Source organism: Pseudomonas sp. BP11-1-1 (assembly GCF_052112105.1).
In the GTDB taxonomy this organism is placed as follows: domain Bacteria; phylum Pseudomonadota; class Gammaproteobacteria; order Pseudomonadales; family Pseudomonadaceae; genus Aquipseudomonas; species Aquipseudomonas alvandae.
Window position 1 is genome coordinate 541,022 of the sequence record NZ_JAUTYU010000002.1, and the last position, 22,716, is coordinate 563,737.

Annotated in this window: 19 protein-coding genes; 9 read left to right on the forward strand and 10 right to left on the reverse strand. The window is 62.1% G+C overall.

All coding sequences use genetic code 11. From position 1 onward, the window contains the following. Positions 1-425: 425 nt before the first annotated feature. Complete coding sequence (locus tag Q7C33_RS06095) at positions 426-1,529, forward strand: GlxA family transcriptional regulator (RefSeq protein ID WP_030137830.1); 1,104 nt, start codon at positions 426-428, stop codon at positions 1,527-1,529. A gap of 94 nt (positions 1,530-1,623) precedes the next feature. On the opposite strand, the gene Q7C33_RS06100 is transcribed toward Q7C33_RS06095, so the two are convergent. From Q7C33_RS06100 to Q7C33_RS06125, 6 genes are all read right to left on the reverse strand, one after another. Continuing rightward, entirely contained in the window at positions 1,624-1,887 is a 264-nt protein-coding gene (locus Q7C33_RS06100) for a hypothetical protein (RefSeq protein WP_030137829.1), read from the reverse strand. A gap of 383 nt (positions 1,888-2,270) precedes the next feature. After that, on the reverse strand, positions 2,271-3,434 hold the full coding sequence (locus tag Q7C33_RS06105) for a gamma-butyrobetaine dioxygenase (RefSeq protein WP_407683004.1): 1,164 nt from the start codon (positions 3,432-3,434) through the stop codon (positions 2,271-2,273). 18 nt (positions 3,435-3,452) lie between these two features. Next, positions 3,453-3,929: a thioesterase family protein gene (locus Q7C33_RS06110; RefSeq protein ID WP_030137827.1), complete on the reverse strand. Its 477-nt coding sequence runs from the start codon at positions 3,927-3,929 to the stop codon at positions 3,453-3,455. A gap of 145 nt (positions 3,930-4,074) precedes the next feature. Continuing rightward, positions 4,075-5,040, reverse strand: coding sequence for an L-carnitine dehydrogenase (locus Q7C33_RS06115; protein WP_407683005.1), 966 nt, complete (start codon positions 5,038-5,040; stop codon positions 4,075-4,077). Positions 5,041-5,192: 152 nt separating this feature from the next. Then, entirely contained in the window at positions 5,193-6,080 is an 888-nt protein-coding gene (locus tag Q7C33_RS06120; RefSeq protein WP_030139300.1) for a 3-keto-5-aminohexanoate cleavage protein, read from the reverse strand. A gap of 71 nt (positions 6,081-6,151) precedes the next feature. Further along, complete coding sequence (locus tag Q7C33_RS06125) at positions 6,152-7,096, reverse strand: choline ABC transporter substrate-binding protein (RefSeq protein ID WP_030139301.1); 945 nt, start codon at positions 7,094-7,096, stop codon at positions 6,152-6,154. 192 nt (positions 7,097-7,288) lie between these two features. Between Q7C33_RS06125 and Q7C33_RS06130 the strand changes: the two genes are divergently transcribed. Beyond that, positions 7,289-8,248, forward strand: coding sequence for a GlxA family transcriptional regulator (locus Q7C33_RS06130; RefSeq protein ID WP_030139302.1), 960 nt, complete (start codon positions 7,289-7,291; stop codon positions 8,246-8,248). A 254-nt stretch (positions 8,249-8,502) separates the two neighbouring features. Here Q7C33_RS06130 and Q7C33_RS06135 read toward each other — a convergent pair whose 3' ends face one another. The 4 genes from Q7C33_RS06135 to Q7C33_RS06150 form a co-directional block, all read right to left on the reverse strand. Next, positions 8,503-8,919: a DUF3010 family protein gene (locus Q7C33_RS06135; RefSeq protein WP_198796841.1), complete on the reverse strand. Its 417-nt coding sequence runs from the start codon at positions 8,917-8,919 to the stop codon at positions 8,503-8,505. Positions 8,920-8,953: 34 nt separating this feature from the next. Then, positions 8,954-9,277 (reverse strand): helix-turn-helix domain-containing protein, encoded by a 324-nt coding sequence (locus Q7C33_RS06140; protein WP_030139304.1) that lies wholly within the window; start codon positions 9,275-9,277, stop codon positions 8,954-8,956. Next, positions 9,261-9,515: a type II toxin-antitoxin system RelE family toxin gene (locus Q7C33_RS06145; protein ID WP_217860518.1), complete on the reverse strand. Its 255-nt coding sequence runs from the start codon at positions 9,513-9,515 to the stop codon at positions 9,261-9,263. The genes Q7C33_RS06140 and Q7C33_RS06145 overlap by 17 nt, the downstream gene beginning before the upstream one ends. Positions 9,516-9,603: 88 nt before the next feature. Beyond that, positions 9,604-10,005, reverse strand: a complete 402-nt coding sequence (locus Q7C33_RS06150; protein WP_030139306.1) for a lysozyme inhibitor LprI family protein — start codon at positions 10,003-10,005, stop codon at positions 9,604-9,606. Positions 10,006-10,238: 233 nt separating this feature from the next. Here Q7C33_RS06150 and Q7C33_RS06155 point away from each other — a divergent pair, with 233 nt between their 5' ends. From Q7C33_RS06155 to Q7C33_RS06185, 7 genes are all read left to right on the forward strand, one after another. Then, positions 10,239-11,216: a dipeptidase gene (locus Q7C33_RS06155; RefSeq protein ID WP_030139307.1), complete on the forward strand. Its 978-nt coding sequence runs from the start codon at positions 10,239-10,241 to the stop codon at positions 11,214-11,216. 77 nt (positions 11,217-11,293) lie between these two features. Then, entirely contained in the window at positions 11,294-11,824 is a 531-nt protein-coding gene (locus Q7C33_RS06160; protein ID WP_030139308.1) for a DUF5943 domain-containing protein, read from the forward strand. A 15-nt stretch (positions 11,825-11,839) separates the two neighbouring features. Then, entirely contained in the window at positions 11,840-13,900 is a 2,061-nt protein-coding gene (gene dgcA, locus Q7C33_RS06165) for a dimethylglycine demethylation protein DgcA (protein WP_030139309.1), read from the forward strand. 163 nt (positions 13,901-14,063) lie between these two features. Next, complete coding sequence (dgcB, locus tag Q7C33_RS06170) at positions 14,064-16,013, forward strand: dimethylglycine demethylation protein DgcB (RefSeq protein ID WP_407683006.1); 1,950 nt, start codon at positions 14,064-14,066, stop codon at positions 16,011-16,013. Next, positions 16,013-17,233, forward strand: a complete 1,221-nt coding sequence (gene etfA / locus Q7C33_RS06175) for an electron transfer flavoprotein subunit alpha (RefSeq protein WP_217860516.1) — start codon at positions 16,013-16,015, stop codon at positions 17,231-17,233. The genes dgcB and etfA overlap by 1 nt, the downstream gene beginning before the upstream one ends. A 15-nt stretch (positions 17,234-17,248) precedes the next feature. Continuing rightward, positions 17,249-18,019, forward strand: a complete 771-nt coding sequence (etfB, locus tag Q7C33_RS06180; protein WP_030139312.1) for an electron transfer flavoprotein subunit beta — start codon at positions 17,249-17,251, stop codon at positions 18,017-18,019. 1,130 nt (positions 18,020-19,149) lie between these two features. Next, the gene (locus Q7C33_RS06185) at positions 19,150-22,602 is read left to right on the forward strand and encodes an alpha/beta fold hydrolase (protein ID WP_407683007.1); all 3,453 of its coding nucleotides are present in this window, start codon (positions 19,150-19,152) and stop codon (positions 22,600-22,602) included. The last annotated feature ends 114 nt before the right edge of the window (positions 22,603-22,716 follow it).

Below are 22,716 nucleotides of genomic sequence, written 5' to 3' on the forward strand. Positions count from 1 at the left end.
ATGTAAAAACCGCTCGTAAAATGAACACCCGCTCGCAAATGCGCCACCTTTTAGCGCGTCGCAAACAGATAAGGCGTGACTTGTCGGTCACGCCCTCGGACGCCGCGCTACCGTCCGTCCCCGCGCTTGCGGTGACAACCATCGCGCAAACGGCGCAGCCCAGTTACCACAAGTGCTACCGATCTGCTCACAGCCCGCTGTGGCAGGCGCCTGCGGCCCTTGATGGCACTTATAACCCAGCCTCGACAGGCCCCTTATATAGACAGGCCGGCATGTCGTTTTCAGGAGTTATTGAACGCGTATTCAAATTTAGGCATGGCAATTGCTCTATCCCGATAAAGCCCCGTCTCACGCAAGAGAACGGTGGGCAATAACAAGAGCCTCCGCCTGAGGCCATCACCCGCTTTGTGTGAGGAGATACCGCGATGACGACGTCCAACTCCGGGGCCCAACCCCAGAACCGTGCGCCTCAATCCATCGGCTTTCTGCTGCTGGACAATTTCACGCTGATTTCCCTGGCGTCCGCGGTGGAACCGCTACGCATGGCCAACCAACTGTCCGGTCGCGAGCTGTATCGCTGGACTACCCTGACCGTCGATGGCGGCCAGGTCTGGGCCAGTGACGGTTTGCAGATCACGCCGGACGCCTCCATGCACAAGGCGCCGTCCCTGGACACCGTCATCGTCTGCGGCGGCATCGGCATTCAACGCACGGTTACCCGCGAACATGTCTCATGGCTGCAAGGCCAGGCCCGTCAGTCCCGTCGCCTTGGCGCGGTCTGCACCGGCAGTTGGGCCCTGGCCTGCGCCGGCCTGCTGGACGGTTTCGATTGCAGCGTGCACTGGGAATGCCTGGCGGCGATGCAGGAAGCCTTTCCACGGGTGTCGATGAGCACGCGCCTGTTCACCCTCGACCGCAACCGTTTCACCAGCTCCGGTGGCACCGCGCCGCTGGACATGATGCTGCACCTGATCAGTCGCGATCACGGTCGCGAGCTGTCGGCGGCAATCTCCGAAATGTTTGTCTACGAGCGTATTCGCAACGAGCAGGACCATCAGCGCGTGCCGCTCAAGCACATGCTTGGTACCAACCAGCCGAAGCTGCAGGAAATCGTCGCGCTGATGGAGGCCAATCTCGAAGAGCCGATCGACTTGGACGAACTGGCGGTGTACGTCGCCGTGTCCCGGCGCCAGCTGGAGCGCCTGTTCCAGAAGTACCTGCATTGCTCGCCGTCGCGCTATTACCTCAAGCTGCGACTGATTCGGGCGCGACAACTGCTCAAGCAGACACCGATGTCGATCATCGAAGTGGCCTCGGTGTGCGGCTTCGTCTCCACCCCGCACTTCTCCAAGTGCTACCGCGAGTACTTCGGCATTCCGCCACGGGATGAGCGCGTCGGTTCCAACACCACGCAACAGGTGGCGATGATGCCGTTGCCGCAGGCGCTGGTGTTGTCGCCGCTGTCCGGCCCGCTGTCGGCGCTGAGCCAGGCGCGCAACGAGTCGACGTTTGCCAGCGTGAGGCTGTAAGACCTCAGCACCTTCATCGCGAGCAAGCTCGCTCCCACAGATTTTGTGTCGTTCACGAATCCTGTGGGAGCGAGCTTGCTCGCGATTGGTTTTCTCAGGCGCTATGGTTCTGCTGGTATTGCGTCAACGCTGGCAGCAGTTGCTTGTCGATCGCCTGGCGCACGGCCGGAAGGATGGTCGCGCTGCTGGTATACATCTCCTTGACCATCCGCCGCAGTTCATTGGCGCGAGCCCTGTCCAAGCCGCGCACGGCACACTCACAGGCCTGCTCGGCCGTCGAGCCGCTGGGAATCTGCAACCCCAGGGCCTTGAGATGGCCCAACAGGTCTTCCTGGTCGATCAAATCGGCGTACATCATGACGCTTTTCCTTGTTCAGGGATTGGGGTCGTGTCTCGATTCTGGTAGCCACCCGAAGCGGCGGCAAGGGCAAATCGTCGTTCTGTCATGAATGACTATGAACGCGTCGTTTTCGGCTAACTCGCCGGGTCCTGGACTGGGCACACTGGCCCCAAGCTGAATCACGATGGTTTGGTCACCCTCGCGCAACAGCTCCTCCAGTAACGCTCCTGCCCCGATCCTGTCACGGCTTGATCGGGGATTTTTTTTGCCTGTGAAAATCAGGGCGTGATGGGTTGTTTGACAGGGCGCTATCGCGAGCAAGCTCGCTCCCACAGGGGTTCTGTGTCGTTCACAAAATCTAATGTGGGAGCGAGCTTGCTCGCGATGAACGATGACGCGGTTTACCTTTGCAACACCAGAATCCGCGACAACAACTCATCCCGATCCACATAACACCCCTGGAAATGCCGCGCCCCGGTCGCCGGGTCGAAGGCGTTGCGCGCGTGGAGGGTGCGGCGGTTGTCGAAGCACCACAGTTGCCCGGGTTCGAGCCGCTGCATCAGGCGAAAGCGTGGTTCGCGGGTCAGCGCGATGAAGCGGCGGTAGGCGCGATAGAGCCTGGGCATCTGCTCGACCGAGGTGTCGAACGGCCCGCGCAGGAAGTTCGCCATGCGGATCTCCGAGACCTGTCCCAGTGTGTCCAGCGCGATGATCGGTGCCAGGCAGCGGTAGTCGCTGTGGCGGTCCTTGTTGCGGAACTCCACCGGGATCTGGCACAGCGCATCGAAGGCTTCGGGATCTTCCTGGCGCAGCGCTTCGGCAATGGCGAAGCCGTCGACGAAAATACTTTCGCCACCCATGGCGTCATTCACCAGGCAATGCAGGAATTGCAGGCCCGGCTGCAACTCTCGTGTCGGCAGGTCGCTGTGCAATGGCAGGTTGAAAGCGGTGTAGGCGTTGCTGTCGGCGTCGGCCTTGGATTGCACGTTGAACAGCACACCGAAATTGCTCTCGCGAATGAAGGAAATGCGTTGGGCGATCTGTTTCAGCGAGCCGGGTTCGGTGGGCACGCCTCGTACCTGGGTCAGGCCGATGTCGCGTACCGCCAGCAGCCATTGCAGCAGCGCGCCGGTGTCCTCCATCAGTGCCTGGTAGTCGAACACCGGCAGTTGCAAGTCGTGCTGCCAGAGGTGTCGTTGCGGCTTGCTCGCCAGGCGCTCGGCCCTGGATTGCTCGTCATAGGCGTGGGCGCGCAGCCAGCCCGGGTCGAATTGGCTCTGGTGGCCGTCCTGCCAGGCCACCCACAGGCGCCCTTGATCATCGACGCGGATTTCACCGGGCGCCAAGTCTTCGGGCACATCGACGATTTCCAGGACTTGCTCACGGGTGACGCTGTAGACGCATTGCTGACAAGGGCAGTTGTCACGCAGCCACTGGAGATGAAAGGGGCTGAGGCGACCATCGGCCCAAGTGACGTGAACCCGATCGGCCAACGGTGTCGCAGCGGTCAATGCGTGGACCAGAGGATAGCTGCGGAAGTCGGCAATTGCGGCGGCGGTGTGCATGGCGATCTCCTCGGGATTTTATCGGGCGGGGGGCAGCGCGATGACTCGACCGATATAGGCCGGCGTCGGCAAATCGGATTGGCTGTCGAGCAGGGCTTTGAGTGTGCCCAGGGTCTGTTCGGTGAACGGCGCGGAGCGTGGCCCAGCCAGATCGACGTGAAGCAGCATCTGCTCGTTGCCGGCCAACTCTTTGTCGCCGCCCGCCAGGTGCAGGCTGTGATAGAGATGCAGGCGCTTGGCGTCGTGGCCAATGATGTGCGTGTGCACCTCGACATCGGCGCCGAGCTTCACTTCGTGCAGGTAGTTCAGGTGCAGCTCAAGGGTGAACAGGGAATGGCCGCTGGCTTCGCGACTTTGGCTGTCCAGGCCGAGGCGGTCCATCAGCGCGTCGGTGGCATAGCTGAAGATCAGCAAGTAGAACGCGTCGCGCAAATGGCCGTTGTAGTCGACCCATTCGGGGATAATTCGGGTTTGGTAGGTGGTGAGGGTGGGCATGACTCTGGTTCCGACAGTTGTGGTGACTGGGAGGCCGCTATCGCGAGCAAGCTCGCTCCCACAGGTTTCGTGAACGACACAGCACCAATGTGGGAGCGAGCTTGCTCGCGATGGGGCCAGACTTGCTGGCCCAAAAAACCAAGGTTTACTCGGCGAAGGCCATACCATGCTTTTCCTTGGTGGCCTTCACCGCCTCCAGCACCGCCATCAGGCAATCATCACGATAGCGCTCCAGCGCCGAAATGCTGTGCTGCCCCAATTGCTCGCTCGTCCCGTCCACCACGTCGTCGATCAGTTTTTCGGTCAGCTCCGGTGCCGGCAGGTAGGTCCAGGGCAGTTGCAGCGCCGGGCCGAACTGGGCCATGAAATGGCGCATCCCTGCGTCGCCGCCGGCCAGGGTGTAGGTCAGGAACGTGCCCATGAACGACCAGCGCAACCCGGCGCCAAAACGGATGGCGTCGTCGATTTCACCCGTGGTTGCCACGCCGTCATTGACCAGGTGCAGCGCCTCGCGCCAGAGCGCTTCGAGCAAACGGTCGGCGATGAAACCGGGCACTTCCTTGCGCACGTGCAGCGGCCGCATGCCGAGGGACTCATAGACTTGCATCGCTGCTTGGACGGCTTCGGGCGCGGTGTTCTTGCCACCGACCACTTCCACCAGTGGCAACAGGTAGACCGGGTTGAACGGGTGCCCGACCACGCAGCGTTCCGGATGGGTCGAGCTTTCATAGAATTCACTCGGCAGCAGCCCCGAGGTGCTCGAGCCGATCAATGCGTTCGGCTTGGCGGCGGCGCTGATCTGGCTGTGCAGCTGGAGTTTGAGTTCCAGGCGCTCGGGGGCGCTTTCCTGGATGAAATCGGCGTCGCGCACGCATTCTTCGATGGTCGCGACAAAGCGCAGCCGATCCTGGGAGGCGCCAGGGGCCAGGCCTTGTTTCTCCAGGGCGCCCCAGGCATTGGCGACGCGTTTGCGCAGCGCGGCTTCCGCGCCGGGCGCAGGGTCCCAGGCGACCACGTCGAGGCCATGGGCGAGGGCGCGGCTGACCCAGCCGCTGCCGATGACGCCGCTGCCCAGGGCGGCGAAGGTCTTGATGTCGGTGATGAAGCGCATGGTGGTTTCCTGAAAAGAGTGAAGATCACCTGTGGGAGCGAGCTTGCTCGCGATGGCGACGGCGCATCTGACGCATCTGACGCATCTTTGAAGGCCGGACTATCGTTATCGCGAGCAAGCTCGCTCCCACAGGGGGACGGTGGAGATTCGGCTCAGCCGCGCTGGACCAGGCCCATTTTCTTGCGACCTTCAGCTGGGGTGAGCACGCGGGCGCCAAGGCGGCTGAGGATTTCGCCGGCGCGCTCCACCAGTTGGCCGTTGGTGGCGAGCACGCCTTTGTCCAGCCAGAGGTTGTCTTCCAGCCCGACCCGGACGTTGCCCCCCAGCAGCACCGCCTGGGCCGCCATCGGCATTTGCATGCGACCGATGCCGAAGCCGGCCCACACCGCGTCCGCGGGCAGGTTGTCGACCATGGCTTTCATGGTGGTGGTGTCGGCCGGTGCGCCCCATGGGATACCCAGGCAGAGTTGGAACAGCGGGTTGTCCAGCAGGCCTTCCTTGATCAACTGCTTGGCGAACCACAGGTGCCCGGTGTCGAAGATTTCCAGCTCGGCCTTCACGCCCAACTCAGTGATGCGCTTGGCCCCGGCGCGCAATTGCGCCGGGGTGGAGACGTAAATGGTGTCGCCGTCGCCGAAGTTCAGGGTGCCGCAATCCAACGTGCAGATTTCCGGCAGCAATTCTTCGACGTGGGCCAGGCGGGTCAGCGGCCCCACAAGGTCGGTGTTGGGGCCAAACTCCATTGGGTTTTCGCCACCACCGATTTCCAGGTCGCCGCCCATGCCGGCGGTGAGGTTGACGATGATGTCCACGTCCGCCTCACGGATGCGCTCCATCACTTCGCGGTACAACGCCACGTCGCGGCTGAACTTGCCGGTCTGCGGGTCGCGGACGTGGCAGTGGACCACCGTGGCCCCGGCCTTTGCCGCCTCGACGGCAGCCGCCGCGATCTGTTTCGGGGTGACCGGCACGTGGGGGCTCTTGGCGGTCGTGTCGCCAGCACCGGTAAGTGCGCAGGTGATGATGACGTCGTGGTTCATGGTGCGGATTCCTTCAGGCGTGGTGGGTCACCGCGCAGCCGATTGATGCTGCGCAGATGGATAGCGTTGGGTCAGTTGCTGGTGAGTTTCAGGTTGTCGGCGGCGGGCTTGCCGTCGAAGGTGGTCACGCCTTCGAGCCAGCGCTGCTTGTCCTGCGGATGATCCTTGAGCCACTGCCGGGCCGATTCGAGTGGATCCTTGTGATCGAGCAGCGGCTGCATCATCCGGCTCTCGTCTTCGGCGGTGAAGGTCAGGTTGCTCAGCAGGCGACTGACGTTCGGGCACTGCTCGGCGTAGTTCGGCGCGGTGACGGTCCAGACAGTGGCCATGCCTTCGTTCGGGCCGAGGGCGTCTTCGCTGCCCGTGAGGTAGGTCATCTGCACGTTGACGTTCATCGGGTGCGGCGCCCAGCCGAAGAACACCACGGCTTCCTTGCGCCGCACGGCGCGGTCCACGGCGGCGAGCATGCCGGCCTCGCTGGACTCCACCAACTGGAACTTGCCCAGGCCGAACTGGTTCTTGGCGATCATCGCCTTGATCTGGGTGTTGGCGCCGGAGCCGGGCTCGATGCCATAGATCTTGCCGCCCAGCTCCTTCTCGAACTTGGCGATGTCGGCGAAGGTCTTCAGGCCCTTGTCGGCCAGGTACGTCGGCACGGCAAGGGTGGCGCGGGCGTCCTGGAGGCTGGGCTGCTCCAGCACCTTGACCTGCTTGGCCTGGACGAACGGCGTGATGGTCTGGGTCATCAACGGGTTCCAATAGCCCAGGAACAAATCCAGGCGCTGGTCGCGGATGCCGGCGAAGATGATTTGCTGGGACGCGCTGGTCTGTTTGGTCTTGTAGCCGAGGCCGTCGAGCATCACTTGGGTCAGGGCGCTGGTGGCGATGACGTCGGTCCAGTTGACCACGCCCAGGCGCACGTCCCGGCAGGCGGCGGGTTCGGCCGCCTGGGTAGCCGAGGTCAGGAAAGCGGTACCGGTGAGTGCAAGAACGCAGGAGCTGATCAGTCTTTTCATGTCGGGTTCCTCGGCAGCTTGTTGTTATGGGTTCCGGCATCTGCGCGCCGGTGATGCCAAAGTACGCAGCCGTGGCTTGTTCAAAACGCACAGCGGCGACGTGGTCTTGCACTACAGCGACTCTTGCACTTGAACACCCCTTCCAACTGGCGTATCAAAGTCCGCACGCTGCCCGCCAACCGAGTGCGTTCCATGTCCCAGGATTTCTATTTCTTGTTGATGCCGGGTTTCTCGGCCATCGGTTTCATTTCGGCCATCGAGCCGCTACGGGTCGCCAATCGCTTCCGTGGCGAGCTGTATCGCTGGCATGTGTTGAGCGCCGATGGCGGGGCGGTGTTGGCGAGCAACGGCATGTCGGTCAACGCCGATGCCGCGCTGGAACCGCTGAAAAAAGGCGCGACGTTATGGGTGGTGGCTGGGTTCGAGCCGTTGAAATTCGTCACTCCGGTGTTGGAGCGCTGGCTGCACCGACTGGACAATGACGGCGTTATCCTGGGCGGGATCGATACCGGCAGCGTCGTCCTCGCGGATGCGGAATTACTGGACGGGCATCGCGTCACCTTGCATTGGGAAGCGATCGAGGCGTTCAAGGAATCCTATCCACAGCTCAGCGTGACCCAGGAACTCTTCGAGATCGACCGCCGCCGCATTACCTGCGCCGGCGGCACCGCATCCATCGACCTGATGCTCGACCTCATCGGCCAGGCCCACGGTTCGGAATTGGCGATCCAGGTCAGCGAACAATTCGTGCTCGGTCGCATTCGTCCGCGCAAAGATCACCAGCGCATGGAAATCGCCAACCGCTATGGCATTCGCAACAAGAAACTGGTGCATGTGATTGGCGAGATGGAAGCCCACAGCGAGCCACCCCTGACGACCTTGGCGCTGGCCGAATCGATCAATGTCACCCGCCGGCAGCTCGAACGCCTGTTCCGCCTGCACCTGAACGACACCCCCAGCGGCTTCTACCTGCGCCTGCGCCTGGAAAAGGCCCGGCAACTGCTGCGCCAGACCGACATGAGTGTGCTGGAAGTGAGCATTGCCTGCGGCTTTGAGTCACCGTCGTACTTCACCCGCAGCTACCGGGCTCGGTTTGCCCGGTGTCCGAGGGAGGATCGACGACGGCAGGGGGACGAGCGGGAGGTGGTTTGACGGGCTTATATCCGATCGGCGTGTTTGGCGCTGGAGGACAAGGCTTTACTGATTGGTCGAAGGGGTATCGCAAGCAATAGTGAGCCTGGAAAATTTCCCGTGGCGAGGGAGCTTGCTCCCGCTTGGGGCGCAGCCGCCCTGAAACCGGATACCGCAGTGCAGCAGGTGAACCCTGCAGGCCGGTTTTACGACTGCTGCGCAGCCGAGCGGGAGCAAGCTCCCTCGCCACAGGTACGGTGTTTGTCTTAGGAGATCTATTTCTTCATCAGCGCCGAGCAGGCTGCTTTATAGGCCTCGTGCTGATATTTGTTCAGCGTCGCCGGCAGGGCGAAATCATGTTTCTTGCTCTGGGCGTTGATGGTCTGTGGCGACAGCAGCGTCACCTCGCAACCTTCCAGCAACTGGAACACCCCTTCGATCTTGAACGTGGTCGGCCCACCGGCGAACTCGCCTTTCTTGCTGCGCTTCTTGATGGCGATGCGCTCGATGCCATTGTCCGTCACGAACGCCCGTACCTGGGCGGCGAAGGCCTTGACGTTCGCGGCTTGATCGTCATCGTCCAGAGCGATCTTCTTGATGTTCAATGCGACGTGGCTCAACGCCTGCTGGTCCAGCGAGGCAACGGCGATGATCGCTTCGCTGCCTTTGATTTCAATGCCGCACGTTTTCATGTGAATTCCTTTGCTGGATGGAGGCGGGCAGCTCTTATAGCTCCAACTGATCAGCATGGATGCCAAAGGCCGCAGCAATTTTCTCGCGGGTGGCCCGGCGAGGCTTGGCGACAGATTCTTGCTGAGCAAACGCGGGTTGAGAAATACCGAGGCGCCTGGCGACCTCATCCTGAGTCAGGTTCAAATGTTCACGCCAGGCGCGTATTGGCGTGGCGCCGTCGACGATACGGCTGACAACCTCATGCGGGATCAGGTCGGGCTCCAGCTTTTGCGCAACGTACTGCGCATACGGAATGACCACGAATGCCGGATTTCCGTCTGCGTCGTTGATGATCTGAATATCAGTAGGTTCGTTCATCGCGTTTCTTGACCTCTTGAATGCTGACGACCTTGATCGCCCCGTCCCAATCGAACATGACTCGATAGCTACCTATCCGCAGGCGGTACGCATAGCCATGGCCAACAAGTGCTTTGACATTCACCACGTCAGGCATCTGGGCGAGCGTCGTAACGGCGTCCCGAACCTGAACCTGATGGACGGAGTGCAATTTCAAAAGCTGCTTAACGGCTTTTCTGGTCCAGTGAATAGTGTTCATGGAAGGATATAAGTCTTTTATAAGATTTGCGAATCCTGACTTATATCCCGTCCAGAGCCAACGCGTGAAAGATGTCTGAATATTGCCCTCACTCCTGCCCAATCGACTCCAAAAACTCCGACCGGTCATCACTCACCTGGGCCATGCAGTCGTTTTCGGCGATTTTGTAGGCGTCGCTGCCGGGCTTGGCCGGGAAGGCGGCGATGGCGCAGTCGGCTTCGCGCTGTTTTTGCCAGAGTTGCTGGGCGGCCTTGATCTTGGCGGTGATGTCGTTGAGCTGGGCCTTGTCGCTGGCGTAGCGGGTCTGCAGCCGCTCATTGAGGCTTTGCAGGTTTTCGTTGAGCAACTGCTCGGCAGCCTTTTTTCCATACGCCGAGCAGGCCAGGGTCTGGACGTCGTTTTCAACTTCGTCGCAGGGGTTGGGCTCGGTGTCTTCGGTCGCATGGGCGACGGTGCTGATCAATGCCAGGGCAAGAAGAATCGATTTCATCGGGTTGTCGCTCAAATCCAGTGAAAGCCAGTGGTGACGCGGATTCTGGCGCAAGCGCCGGGTAAATAACAGATGGTCGGAGGGGGGGCGTTGCAGCCCATTGTCGCGGATTGACGCTTTCGGCAATTCCCCTGTCGTTTTTGCACCCGGTCGCCACCGCCCTCCGGCATATGCTGGCCCCAAAGCGCCGGCACACGATTCGGCGCATGAATCGCCAACAAGGGGACTGCCTGATGAGCCCAGCCGAATTGCACGCCGACAGCATCGTTATCGACGGGCTGATCATTGCCAAGTGGAACCGCGACCTGTTCGAAGACATGCGCAAGGGCGGCCTGACCGCAGCCAACTGCACCGTGTCGGTGTGGGAAGGTTTCCAGGCCACCATCAACAACATCGTTGCCAGCCAGAAACTGATCCGCGAGAACAGCGACCTGGTGATCCCGGTGAAAACCACCGCTGATATCCGTCGTGCCAAGGAGCAGGGCAAGACCGGCATCATCTTCGGCTTCCAGAACGCCCACGCCTTCGAAGACCAGCTCGGCTATGTCGAGATCTTCAAGCAGCTCGGCGTGGGCGTGGTGCAGATGTGCTACAACACCCAGAACCTGGTAGGCACCGGTTGCTACGAGCGCGACGGCGGCCTGTCGGGCTTCGGCCGCGAAATCGTCGCCGAGATGAACCGCGTCGGCATCATGTGCGACCTGTCCCACGTCGGTTCCAAGACCTCCGAAGAAGTCATCCTCGAATCGAAGAAACCGGTCTGCTACTCCCACTGCCTGCCGTCCGGCCTGAAGGAGCACCCGCGCAACAAATCCGATGAAGAGCTGAAGTTCATTGCCGACCACGGCGGTTTCGTCGGAGTGACCATGTTCGCGCCGTTCCTGGCCAAGGGCATCGATTCGACCATCGACGACTACGCCGAAGCCATCGAATACACCATGAACATCGTCGGCGAGGACGCCATCGGCATCGGCACCGACTTCACCCAGGGCCACGGCCAGGACTTCTTCGAAATGCTGACCCACGACAAGGGCTACGCCCGTCGTCTGACCAGCTTCGGCAAGATCATCAACCCCCTGGGCATCCGCACCGTGGGCGAATTCCCGAACCTCACCGAGACGCTGCTCAAGCGCGGCCACCCGGAGCGGGTGGTGCGCAAGATCATGGGTGAAAACTGGGTCAACGTTCTTAAAGACGTCTGGGGCGAATAACCCGCTGCGTCGCTGAATCCTTTACCTGCGGCCACTCGCGCCGCAGGCACATCACGAATTTCCGGAGTCAAGTTTTCATGGCCAAGATCGCCCCGCAACTGCCTATTGAAGTCGACAGCGAAACCGGTGTCTGGACCTCCGACGCCCTGCCGATGCTGTACGTGCCGCGTCACTTTTTCGTCAACAACCACATGGGCATCGAGGAAGTGCTGGGCGCCGACGCCTACGCCGAGATTCTCTACAAGGCCGGCTACAAATCCGCCTGGCACTGGTGTGAAAAAGAAGCCGAATGCCACGGCCTGGAAGGCGTCGCGGTGTTCGAGCACTACATGAAGCGCCTGTCGCAGCGGGGCTGGGGCCTGTTCAAGATCCAGGACATCGACCTGGACAAAGGCACCGCCAGCGTCAAGCTCGAGCACTCGGCGTTCGTCTATGTGTACGGCAAGGTCGGGCGCAAGGTCGACTACATGTTCACCGGCTGGTTCGCCGGTGCCATGGACCAGATCCTGGCCGCGCGCGGCAGTTCGATCCGCACCGTGGCCGAGCAGGTCTACGGCGGTTCCGAAGAAGGCCACGACGACGGCCTGTTCATCGTCAAGCCGTTGTAAGTCGAGGATCGCGCCATGGCTTTTGAAGCAATGTTCCAGCCGATCCAGATCGGCAAGCTGACCATCCGCAACCGCGTGCTCAGCACCGCGCACGCCGAGGTCTACGCCACCGACGGCGGTATGACCACCGATCGGTACGTGAAGTATTACGAAGAGAAGGCCAAGGGCGGCATCGGCCTGGCGATCTGCGGCGGCTCTTCGGTGGTCGCCATCGACAGCCCGCAGGAATGGTGGAGCTCGGTGAACCTGTCCACCGACCGCATCATCCCGCACTTCCAGAACCTGGCCGACGCCATGCACAAGCATGGCGCCAAGATCATGATCCAGATTACCCACATGGGCCGTCGCTCGCGCTGGGACGGCTTCAACTGGCCGACCCTGATGTCGCCGTCCGGCGTGCGTGAGCCGGTGCACCGTGCCACCTGCAAGACCATCGAGCCGGAAGAAATCTGGCGGGTGATCGGCAACTACGCCCAGGCGGCGCGACGCGCGAAGGCCGGCGGCCTGGACGGCGTCGAGCTGTCGGCCGTGCACCAGCACATGATCGACCAGTTCTGGAGCCCGCGGGTCAACAAGCGGACCGACGAATGGGGCGGCAGCTTCGAAGGCCGCATGAAGTTCGGCCTGGAAGTGTTGAAGGCCGTGCGCGCCGAAGTGGGCGATGATTTCTGCGTGGGCATGCGTCTGTGCGGTGACGAGTTCCACCCGGACGGCTTGTCCCACGAGGACATGAAGCAGATCGCCAAGTATTACGATGACACCGGCATGCTCGATTTCATCGGTGTGGTGGGTTCGGGTTGCGACACCCACAACACCCTGGCCAACGTCATCCCGAACATGAGTTATCCACCGGAGCCGTTCCTGCACCTGGCCGCCGGTATCAAGGAAGTGGTCAAGGTCCCGGTGCTGCACGCGCAGAACATCAAGGACCCGAACCAGGCCACGCGGATCCTGGAGGGCGGTTACGTCGACATGGTCGGCATGACCCGCGCCCACATCGCCGACCCGCACCTGATCGCCAAGATCAAGATGGGCCAGATCGACCAGATCAAGCAGTGCGTCGGCGCCAACTATTGCATCGACCGCCAGTACCAAGGGCTGGACGTGCTGTGCATCCAGAACGCCGCGACATCCCGTGAATACATGGGCGTGCCGCACATCATCGAGAAATCCACCGGGCCCAAGCGCAAAGTCGTTGTCGTCGGTGCCGGCCCGGCCGGGATGGAAGCGGCGCGGGTGGCCGCCGAACGTGGCCACGACGTGACCCTGTTCGAGAAGAAGGAATTCATCGGCGGGCAGATCACCACCGCCTCGAAAGCCCCGCAACGGGACCAGATCGCTGGTATCACCCGCTGGTTCCAGCTGGAACTGGCGCGGCTGAAAGTCGACCTGCGCCTGGGCGTGGCGGCTGACGCGCCGACCATCATGGACCTGCGTCCGGACGTGGTGGTGCTGGCCGTCGGCGGGCATCCGAACCTGGAGCAGAACGAACACTGGGGCGCCGCCGAAGGGCTGGTGGTCAGCAGTTGGGACGTGCTCGACGGCAAGGTCGCGCCAGGCAAGAACGTGCTGGTCTACGACACCATTTGCGAGTTCACCGGCATGTCGGTGGCCGACTTCCTCGCCGACAAGGGCAGCCAGGTCGAGATCGTCACCGACGACATCAAGCCGGGCGTGGCCATTGGCGGGACGTCGTTCCCGACCTACTACCGCAGCATGTACCCCAAGGAAGTGATCATGACCGGGGACATGATGCTGGAGAAGGTCTACCGCGAAGGCGACAAGCTGGTGGCGGTGCTGGAGAACGAATACACCGGCGCCAAGGAAGAGCGTGTGGTGGACCAGGTGGTGGTGGAAAACGGCGTGCGGCCGGACGAAGAAATCTACTACGCGCTCAAGGAAGGTTCGCGCAACAAGGGCCAGATCGACGTCGAAGCCCTGTTCGCGATCAAGCCCCAGCCGTGCCTGGAGCAGAGCGGCGATGGCTACCTGCTGTTCCGCATCGGCGATTGCGTGGCCCAGCGTAATACTCACGCCGCCATCTATGACGCCCTGCGGTTGTGCAAGGATTTCTAACGGCTTGCACATGATCCTGTGGGAGCGAGCTTGCTCGCGAAAGCGGTGGGTCAGTCAATGCAAATGTGACTGACAGAATGCAATCGCGAGCAAGCTCGCTCCCACAGTGACCGAGTAAGGCATCTCGACCTGCAAGACCCTGAGGTCTTTGGGAGCAACACCTATGTTGAACACCCTTCTTCCAATCCTGCTGTTCGCAGCCCTGGGCCTCGCGGCCCTCGGCGCCCTGCGGCGGGTGAACATGTGGCGCCGGGGACGACCGTCGAAAGTCGATCTGATCGGCGGTCTCTTTGCCATGCCCAAGCGCTACATGGTGGATCTGCACCACGTGGTGGCGCGGGACAAGTACATTGCCAACACCCACGTCGCCACGGCGGGTGGTGCGGTGGCATCGATTGTGTTGGCGATCCTCGTCCACGGTTTTGGCCTGCACAACCGTATCCTCGGCTATGCGTTGCTGCTGATGTCGGCGGTGATGTTCGTGGGGGCGATCTTCATGTACCTGCGGCGGCGCAACCCGCCAGCGCGTTTATCGAAAGGCCCGTGGATGCGCCTGCCGAAAAGCCTGCTGGCCTTCTCGGCGTCGTTCTTCCTGGTGACCCTGCCGGTGGCGGGCATCCTTCCGGAAAACTTCGGTGGCTGGCTGGTGGCGGCGATCCTGGGTGTCGGCGTGCTGTGGGGTGTGTCGGAATTGTTTTTCGGCATGACCTGGGGCGGGCCGATGAAGCACGCCTTCGCCGGTGCCTTGCACCTGGCCTGGCACCGCCGCGCCGAACGCTTTGGTGGTGGCCGCTCCACGGGCTTGAAGCCGCTGGACCTGAACGACCCCGCCGCACCGCTGGGTGTGGAAAAACCCAAGGATTTCACCTGGAACCAATTGCTCGGTTTCGACGCTTGCGTGCAGTGCGGCAAGTGCGAAGCAGCCTGCCCGGCGTTCGCCGCCGGCCAGCCGCTGAACCCGAAAAAACTCATCCAGGACATGGTCGTCGGCCTGGCCGGCGGCACCGATGCGAAATTCGCCGGCAGTCCGTATCCGGGTAAACCGGTGGGCGAGCACAGCGGTAATCCGCACCAGCCGATCGTCAACGGCCTGGTGGATGCCGAGACCCTTTGGTCCTGCACCACCTGCCGGGCGTGCGTCGAGGAATGCCCGATGATGATCGAGCACGTCGACGCCATCGTCGACATGCGCCGCCACCTGACCCTGGAAAAAGGCGCGACGCCGAACAAGGGTGCCGAGGTGCTGGAAAACCTCATCGCCACCGACAACCCGGGCGGCTTCGCCCCCGGCGGGCGGATGAACTGGGCGGCGGACTTGAACCTGAACCTGCTCAGCGAGAAGAAATCCACCGACGTGCTGTTCTGGGTCGGCGACGGCGCTTTCGACATGCGCAACCAGCGCACCCTGCGGGCGTTCGTCAAAGTCCTGAAGGCGGCGAAAATCGACTTCGCCGTGCTCGGCCTCGAAGAACGCGACAGTGGCGACGTGGCCCGGCGCCTGGGCGATGAAGCGACGTTCCAGCTGTTGGCCAAGCGCAACATCCAGACCCTGGCCAAATACAGCTTCAACCGCATCGTCACCTGCGACCCCCACAGCTTCCACGTGCTGAAAAACGAATACGGCGCCTTCGATGGCAACTACCTGGTGCAGCACCACAGCACCTACCTGGCGGAAATCATCGACGCCGGCGCGCTGAACCTTGGCCAGCACAAGGGCGACAGCGTGACCTATCACGACCCGTGCTACCTGGGCCGCTACAACGGCGAATACGAGGCGCCGCGCCAGGTGCTGCGTGCGCTGGGCATCGAGGTCAAGGAAATGCAGCGTTCCGGTTTCCGTTCGCGTTGCTGCGGCGGTGGCGGCGGCGCGCCGATCACGGACATCCCGGGCAAGCAGCGCATCCCGGACATGCGCATGGACGACATCCGCGAAACCGGCGCCGAGCTGGTGGCGGTGGGTTGTCCACAATGCACCGCGATGCTCGAAGGCGTGGTCGAACCACGGCCGATGATCAAGGACATTGCCGAACTGGTGGCCGACGCGCTGCTTGAAGACGCGGCGCCGAGCAAGCCCGCGGCCCCGGCCAAACGTGAACCTGCGGAGGTGCATTAATGAGCGACATCATCCGCCGCGACCCTCGCGCCGAGTGGATCGCCCGCAACCGCCTGCACCCGCTGCACGCTGCCATGCAACCGGTGCAGCACAGCTGGATGGGGCCCAACGGCGTCATTCGCAAGAATGTCCATGGTGTCGGTTTCATCGGTCCCAACGGCATCAAGCGCATTGACCGCAGCGGCGCCCAGCAGGGCGGCGCAACCAAGCGTACCGCGGCGACGGAAGTGCAACTGCCGCTGCATCAAGTCGTGCAACCGGCGTTCTACATCAGCGTTGTGCCGGACATGGTCGGTGGCCGCCTCAGCAGTCACGACCGTGACCTGCTGGGCCTGGCCCATCAACTCGCGGGTACCGACGGTGCAGTGCTGGCCGTGGTCTTCGGCGAGCACAAGGAAAGCGCTTTCGCCACCGCAGGCGTTGACCGCCTGCTGGTGCTCGAGGGCGAAGAGTTCAGCGGTTATGCACCGGAGCAACGGGTACAAGGCCTGCGGGCTGTGGATAACCAGTTCAATCCGCGTCATTGGCTGCTGCCTGACAGTCGCAGCGGCGGCGGTGAACTGGGTCGCCGCTTCGCCGCGGCCTTGGGCGAACGCCCGGCCACACGGGTCTGGCAGGTCAAGGGCGAGGCGTGCATCGGCCGCGCCGGTGCGGGGCTGCAAGACCTCGCACGGCCATTGGCGCGGTTGATCCTGGCCGCTGCCGAATGCGCCGAGCCGGTCAGCGAAACCCGTCACGAAGCCTTGCCGGTGGAGTTATCCACAAGCGTGGCCCGCAGCTTGTCACGCATCGAAGACCTCGGCGCGGTGGCGGTGGACCCCGGCGCGATTCCGATGGCCGAGGCCGAATTCATTTTCTCCGGCGGCAATGGCGTCAAGGACTGGGCACTTTTCCACAGGACGGCGGCGGCCTTGGGCGCTACCGAAGGCGCTTCGCGGGTGGCGGTGGACGACGGTTTCATGGCTCGCGATCGCCAGGTCGGTGCGTCCGGTACCTGGGTCACGGCACGGGTTTATGTAGCCGTGGGGATCTCCGGGGCGATCCAGCACCTGCAAGGTATCGGTGCCTGCGACAAGGTGGTGGCGATCAACCTCGATCCGGGCTGCGACATGATCAAGCGTGCGGACCTGTCGGTGATTGGTGACAGCGCGGCGATTCTCCAGGCCCTGATCGCGGCGGTAGAGGCTTACCGCAACGAAGCCAGGCGCGATGCGGCTTAAGCTAAGGAAACGTTCATGAGTACCCAAGTGATCAGCCTCGTCTCCATCGGCGCCCACCCGACCTCTGGTCGACCCCGGCGCGCCGAGCAAGACGCCCGCGCCGTGGAGCTGGGCCTGCAATTGGCCGGCAATGACCTGCAAGTGCTGCACGCCGGCGATGTGGCCGAACCGGCCCTGCGCGCTTACCTGGGCATGGGGCTGGATGAACTGCACGTGTTGGAAAACCCGAACGGGGCCGATGCGTTGCCGGCTCTGACCGACTATCTGCGTGACGCTGGCGCCCAAGTGGTGCTGACCGGGAGCCAGGCGGAAACCGGCGAAGGCTCGGGCATGCTGCCGTTCCTGCTGGCCGAGAGTCTCGGTTGGCCGCTGGTGGTGGGGTTGGCTCAGGTCGAATCCATCGAAAACGGCGCGGCCCTGGTGTTGCAAGCCTTGCCCCGTGGCCAGCGGCGACGGCTCAAGGTGCGCCTGCCATTTCTCGCCACTGTGGATAACGCTGCGCCCAAACCTCGGCAAAGCGCCTACGGCCCGGCGCGGCGTGGGGCGTTGCACGCTGAGGAAGTCGAGATCATCGACGATGCGTTGCTGGCGGTGGCGACCCTGCAGCCGGCCAAGCCACGACCCAAGCGTCTGAAAGTGATCAAGGCCAAGAGCGGTGCCGACCGCATGAAAGCCGCCACGGCCAAGGCCAGCGGCGGAGGCGGACAAGTGCTCAAGGGCGTGAGCCCGGAGGCGGGGGCCGAGGCGATTCTCAAGCTGTTGGTGGAAGAAGGGGTGGTTCGCTGAACCCGAATCACCGCCAATCCCTGTGGGAGCGAGCTTGCTCGCGATAGCGGTGGGTCAGTCAAAATTATATGGCTGGCAGAATGCAATCGCGAGCAAGCTCGCTCCCACAGGGGATTGGCGGTGCGCCTGTATGTTGTGCTAACCCATTAAGCGTTACTCACAATCCCTGTGCGTCCCTCTGTGGATAACCTGTTGGCCCCTCGCTACGGCCCATGCCAATCAGGCTCTCCAGCCCATCGATTAATAAATAGCCAACCTAACCATCGGTTTTTATTGGTTTTTCTCTGTGAATAAACCCCCGGTGCGAGGAAAACTTGCCCCCAATCTCTGTTGGCGCTTCTGTGGATAAGATGTTCGCTTTCCGCTGCAAGCCAAGCGCTACGGTGCCTGCAAGGTATTGGTTAAATAATAGCCAAATTCGCCCCGGCCTCTTGAAAACGTCCGGAAAACACCGATTTGGAAGGCGTTCGATAGGTTTTCCACAGAACCGTCAAATTTACCCCCAAACACTGTTGGCGCTTCTGTGGATAAGGTGTTCGCTCTGCTCTGTAGCCCTTGATATTCAGGCTTCTCAGCGGTCTGATCAAAAAACAGTCAATCCGTCAGGAAACCGTTGCCGACGGGTAAGTCACGGATTTTATTCACATCGGCGCTCAAAAAATTTCTGACGCGAGCCTGGTTGTCCCCATTTGCTGTGGGTGTCCATGTGGATAACTTGTTCGCGGAACCCTGTAGGCCACGGCGGGCTTAGCGCCAAACGCGATAGATCAAATTTCATACAGTTCTAAGGAACTGCCTTGACGTACAGGTGTCGCCTGTCTTCACTCAGGGCACAAGGACAGCGCGACTTTATCCATATCTGGTTCAGGGAGAACGCACGATGGATAGCAAGGCCCCCACCTCGTTACTCGCTTCAGCCCCGACGTGCATCCCGACGCCTCCCACCGCGCTGCCTAGACGTGTTCATCGTCGCGCAGCCAATCAGCGTGCGCGCCTATAACACCTGAGCTTTTCCCACCGACACCGTTGACTGCCGCTCCAACCCATACGGGATAGCGGCCAGGCGCTTGTGCGCCTGTGGATTTGCAGGCAACCGCAGAGTTGCCCCTTCTGCCTGAGAGGACTTGAACATGACACGGATCTCGACCCCCATCAGTGAAATAAAGGAACACTACGACGTTATCGTCATTGGTTCCGGCTACGGCGGCGGCATCGCCGCGTCGCGCTTGTCCCGGGCCGGGCGCACGGTCTGTCTACTGGAGCGGGGCCGGGAGATCCAGCCCGGTGAGTACCCCAACACGTTGCTCGCCGCCACCGAGGAGTTGCAGGTGCATGATCCGGACGGTCACATCGGTTCGCGCACCGGGTTGTTCGACCTGCACGTCAACGCCCAGCAGAACGTGGTGGTCGGTTGTGGCCTGGGCGGCACATCGCTGATCAATGCCAACGTCGCGTTGGAAGCCGAACCCGGGGTCTTCGAGGACCCGCGTTGGCCGCTGGCGATGCGCGAGCACAGCGACACGCTGCTCAAGGACGGTTATGCGCGGGCCCGGGAGATGCTCAAGCCCAATCCCTATCCGGCGTCCTCGCCGAACCTGCCCAAGCTCGACGCCCACAAGAAATCGGCGGATTACCTCAAGCAGGGCGCGCATTTCTACAAGCCGCCGATCAACGTGACCTTCGACAAACTGCCCAACAACCTCAACCACGTCGGCGTCGAACAACTGCCGTGCAACGGCTGTGGCGACTGCGTCTCGGGCTGTAACAACAAGGCCAAGAACACCACGCTGATGAACTACCTGCCGGACGCCTGGAACCACGGCGCGGAGATTTTCTGCCAGGCCGAGGTGCGGCACCTGGAGCGCGACGGCGATGGTTGGATCGTGCATTTCCAGTACCTGGACAGCGGTCGCGAGATGTTTTCGGCGCCGACGCTTTTTGTCCGCGCAGACATCGTGGTGGTGTCCGCCGGCACCTTGGGCTCCACCGAAATCATGCTGCGCTCGAGGGACAAGGGCTTGTCGATGTCCGCCCAGTTGGGCGAGAACATGAGCGGCAACGGTGACATCCTCGGCTTCGGCCACAACTGCGACCAGGTCATCAACGGCATCGGCTTTGGCGCCCATTCGGCCAAGGAACTCGAGCCGGTGGGGCCGTGCATCACGTCGGTGATCGACATGCGCACCGAGGGTGACTGGCGCAGCCGGATGGTGATCGAGGAGGGCTCGATCCCCGGAGCCCTAGGCCGGGCCATGGTGCCGAGCATGGCGACGTTCGCTGAAATGATCGGCGTGCCGACCGACACTGGCTTCGGTGCCAGCCTCAAGTACAAGGGCCGCGAGGCCGAGAGCTTTCTGCGCGGGCCGTATTACGGCGCACTGCACAACATGCAGACCTACTTGATCATGAGCCATGACAACGGCAAGGGCCGCATGGTCCTCGACAACAAGGATCAGCTACGCATCGACTGGCCGGGTGTCGGCGAGCAGGAAAACGTCACCCTCGGCAACGAACGGCTGCACCAGAGCACCAAGGCCCTGGGCGGGATCTGGGTCGAGAACCCGATCTGGACCAAACTGCTCAAGCACAGCATCGTCTCGGTCCATCCGCTGGGCGGCTGTGTGATGGGCGAAGACGCGGTCCAGGGCGTGGTCAACCACAAGGGCCAGGTGTTCAGCGGTGCCAGCGGCACCGACGTCTACCCAGGCTTGTACGTGGCGGACGGCTCGGTGATCCCGACGTCCCTGGCGGTCAACCCGTTGCTGACCATTTCGGCGGTCAGTGAGCGCAACATGGGGTTGCTGGCGGCGGATCGCGGCTGGCTGATCGACTACACGCTGCCGTCGGCCCCGCGCAAACCGGTGGCGGCGCCGACCCTTGGCGTGCAGTTCACCGAAACCATGAAGGGGTATTTCTCCACGGCGTTCACCCAGCCCCAAGGCACCGACCTCAATCTTTACGAAGCGGCGGCCAAGCGCGGCAAGGCCGATAACTCACCGATCGAATTCACCCTGACCATCACCGCCGCCGACCTTGATCGCTTGATCAAGGAACCGGAGCACGCCGCGACCCTGGTGGGCACCCTCGATGCGCCTCTGCTGTCGGCCAAGCCGCTGGTTGCCAGCAACGGCGTGTTCAACCTGTTCGAGCAATACCAGGAGCAGGTCGGCGTGCGCCATATGAACTACGACATGAAGCTGACCGCCGAAGACGGCAGCGACTACTTTTTCAGCGCCTTCAAGACCGTGCCCGAGGACAACGGCGTGTTGAACATCTGGCACGACACCAGCACGCTCTACGTCACGCTCTATCGCGGACCGGACAAGACCGGCGCAGTGCTCGGCTCCGGGGTGATGCATATCCTGCCGGCCGATTTTGCCAAGCAGATGACCACGATGAAGGTACTCAACGCCCGCAATGAGCGCGAGCGGGTGGAGGCGCTGGCGCGGTTCGGCAAGTTCTTCGCCGGGATCCTGTGGGAGAGCTACGGCGGTGTCTTCGCTGGCGACGTCTACTTCAACCCGGACGCACCACCCCGCTTGAAAAGGCCACTGGATGCGCCGGCCCCCGTGGTGCATTTCTTCCAGACCGAGGACAACGTCGAGTTGCGCCTGACCCGCTACCAGGCCGGCAGCAAAGGTCCGGTGATGCTGGTCCATGGCCTGGGCGTGGGTTCGAATATCTTCTCCACCGACACCATCCACACCAACCTGCTGGAGTACCTCTGCAAACACGAATACGACGTCTGGCTGTTGGATCTTCGGGTGAGCATCCTGCTGCCGGCCAGCAAAAATGAATGGAACGGCGATCAGGTCGCCCAGTACGATTTCAAGGCCGCCATCGAACAGATCCAGCAGGCGACCCAGGCCCGAGACGTGCAATGCGTGGTGCATTGCTACGGTGCGACGACCTTCTTCATGTCGATGCTCGCGGGATTGCAGGGCGTGCGCTCGGTGGTCTGCTCGCAGATCGCCGCCGACACGGTGGTCGCCACCGCCACCGGTCTGAAGGCCGGTTTGCATCTGCCGGGAATGCTCGATGCCATCGGCATCAAATCCATGACCGCCTACGCCGACACCAAGGAAAGCTGGTTCAACAAACTCTACGACAAGGCCCTCAACGGCTATGCCCGGATCGAGGCCCAAGGCTATTGCACCAACCCGGTCTGCCATCGCATCACGTTCATGTACGCCTCGCTGTACCGCCACGACACCCTCAATGAAACCCTGCACGACAACCTGCATGAATTGTTCGGCGAGTCGAACATCCAGACTTTCGAGCACCTGGCGCTGATCGTGCGCAAGGGGCACCTGGTGGACTTCAAGGGCAACGACGTCTACATGCCGCATTTCGACCGGTTGAAGTTACCGATCTGCTTCATCAGCGGCGCCGACAACCAGTGCTACCTGCCGCAAAGCACCCTCAAGACCTACGAACGGCTGTGCGACATGCATGGTCCGCAACTGTTCAGCCGCCACGAAATACCGGGGTACGGCCACATCGACTGCATGTTCGGCAAGGACGCGGTGGTGGATGTGTATCCGATCATCCTTGAGCACCTGGAGAAGACGGCGCTCGGTTGACTCAAGACCGAGTCGACTGCATCGCGAGCAAGCTCGCTCCCACAGGGGGGCTATGTACCGCTGATCCAGTGTGGGAGCGAGCTTGCTCGCGATGGCGATCACCAGAGCGCCGCA

Excerpts from the sequence above, each read along its gene's own strand:
- etfB (WP_030139312.1), top strand. The coding sequence starts at position 17,249 with ATGAGTACCCAAGTGATCAGCCTCGTCTCCATCGGCGCCCACCCGACC.
- Q7C33_RS06160 (WP_030139308.1), top strand. The coding sequence starts at position 11,294 with ATGGCCAAGATCGCCCCGCAACTGCCTATTGAAGTCGACAGCGAAACC.
- Q7C33_RS06125 (WP_030139301.1), bottom strand. The coding sequence starts at position 7,096 with ATGAAAAGACTGATCAGCTCCTGCGTTCTTGCACTCACCGGTACCGCT.
- Q7C33_RS06110 (WP_030137827.1), bottom strand. The coding sequence starts at position 3,929 with ATGCCCACCCTCACCACCTACCAAACCCGAATTATCCCCGAATGGGTC.
- Q7C33_RS06155 (WP_030139307.1), top strand. The coding sequence starts at position 10,239 with ATGAGCCCAGCCGAATTGCACGCCGACAGCATCGTTATCGACGGGCTG.
- Q7C33_RS06115 (WP_407683005.1), bottom strand. The coding sequence starts at position 5,040 with ATGCGCTTCATCACCGACATCAAGACCTTCGCCGCCCTGGGCAGCGGC.
- Q7C33_RS06135 (WP_198796841.1), bottom strand. The coding sequence starts at position 8,919 with ATGAAAACGTGCGGCATTGAAATCAAAGGCAGCGAAGCGATCATCGCC.
- Q7C33_RS06150 (WP_030139306.1), bottom strand. The coding sequence starts at position 10,005 with ATGAAATCGATTCTTCTTGCCCTGGCATTGATCAGCACCGTCGCCCAT.
- Q7C33_RS06120 (WP_030139300.1), bottom strand. The coding sequence starts at position 6,080 with ATGAACCACGACGTCATCATCACCTGCGCACTTACCGGTGCTGGCGAC.
- dgcB (WP_407683006.1), top strand. The coding sequence starts at position 14,064 with ATGTTGAACACCCTTCTTCCAATCCTGCTGTTCGCAGCCCTGGGCCTC.
- Q7C33_RS06140 (WP_030139304.1), bottom strand. The coding sequence starts at position 9,277 with ATGAACGAACCTACTGATATTCAGATCATCAACGACGCAGACGGAAAT.
- Q7C33_RS06100 (WP_030137829.1), bottom strand. The coding sequence starts at position 1,887 with ATGATGTACGCCGATTTGATCGACCAGGAAGACCTGTTGGGCCATCTC.
- Q7C33_RS06130 (WP_030139302.1), top strand. The coding sequence starts at position 7,289 with ATGTCCCAGGATTTCTATTTCTTGTTGATGCCGGGTTTCTCGGCCATC.
- etfA (WP_217860516.1), top strand. The coding sequence starts at position 16,013 with ATGAGCGACATCATCCGCCGCGACCCTCGCGCCGAGTGGATCGCCCGC.
- Q7C33_RS06095 (WP_030137830.1), top strand. The coding sequence starts at position 426 with ATGACGACGTCCAACTCCGGGGCCCAACCCCAGAACCGTGCGCCTCAA.
- Q7C33_RS06185 (WP_407683007.1), top strand. The coding sequence starts at position 19,150 with ATGACACGGATCTCGACCCCCATCAGTGAAATAAAGGAACACTACGAC.
- dgcA (WP_030139309.1), top strand. The coding sequence starts at position 11,840 with ATGGCTTTTGAAGCAATGTTCCAGCCGATCCAGATCGGCAAGCTGACC.
- Q7C33_RS06105 (WP_407683004.1), bottom strand. The coding sequence starts at position 3,434 with ATGCACACCGCCGCCGCAATTGCCGACTTCCGCAGCTATCCTCTGGTC.
- Q7C33_RS06145 (WP_217860518.1), bottom strand. The coding sequence starts at position 9,515 with ATGAACACTATTCACTGGACCAGAAAAGCCGTTAAGCAGCTTTTGAAA.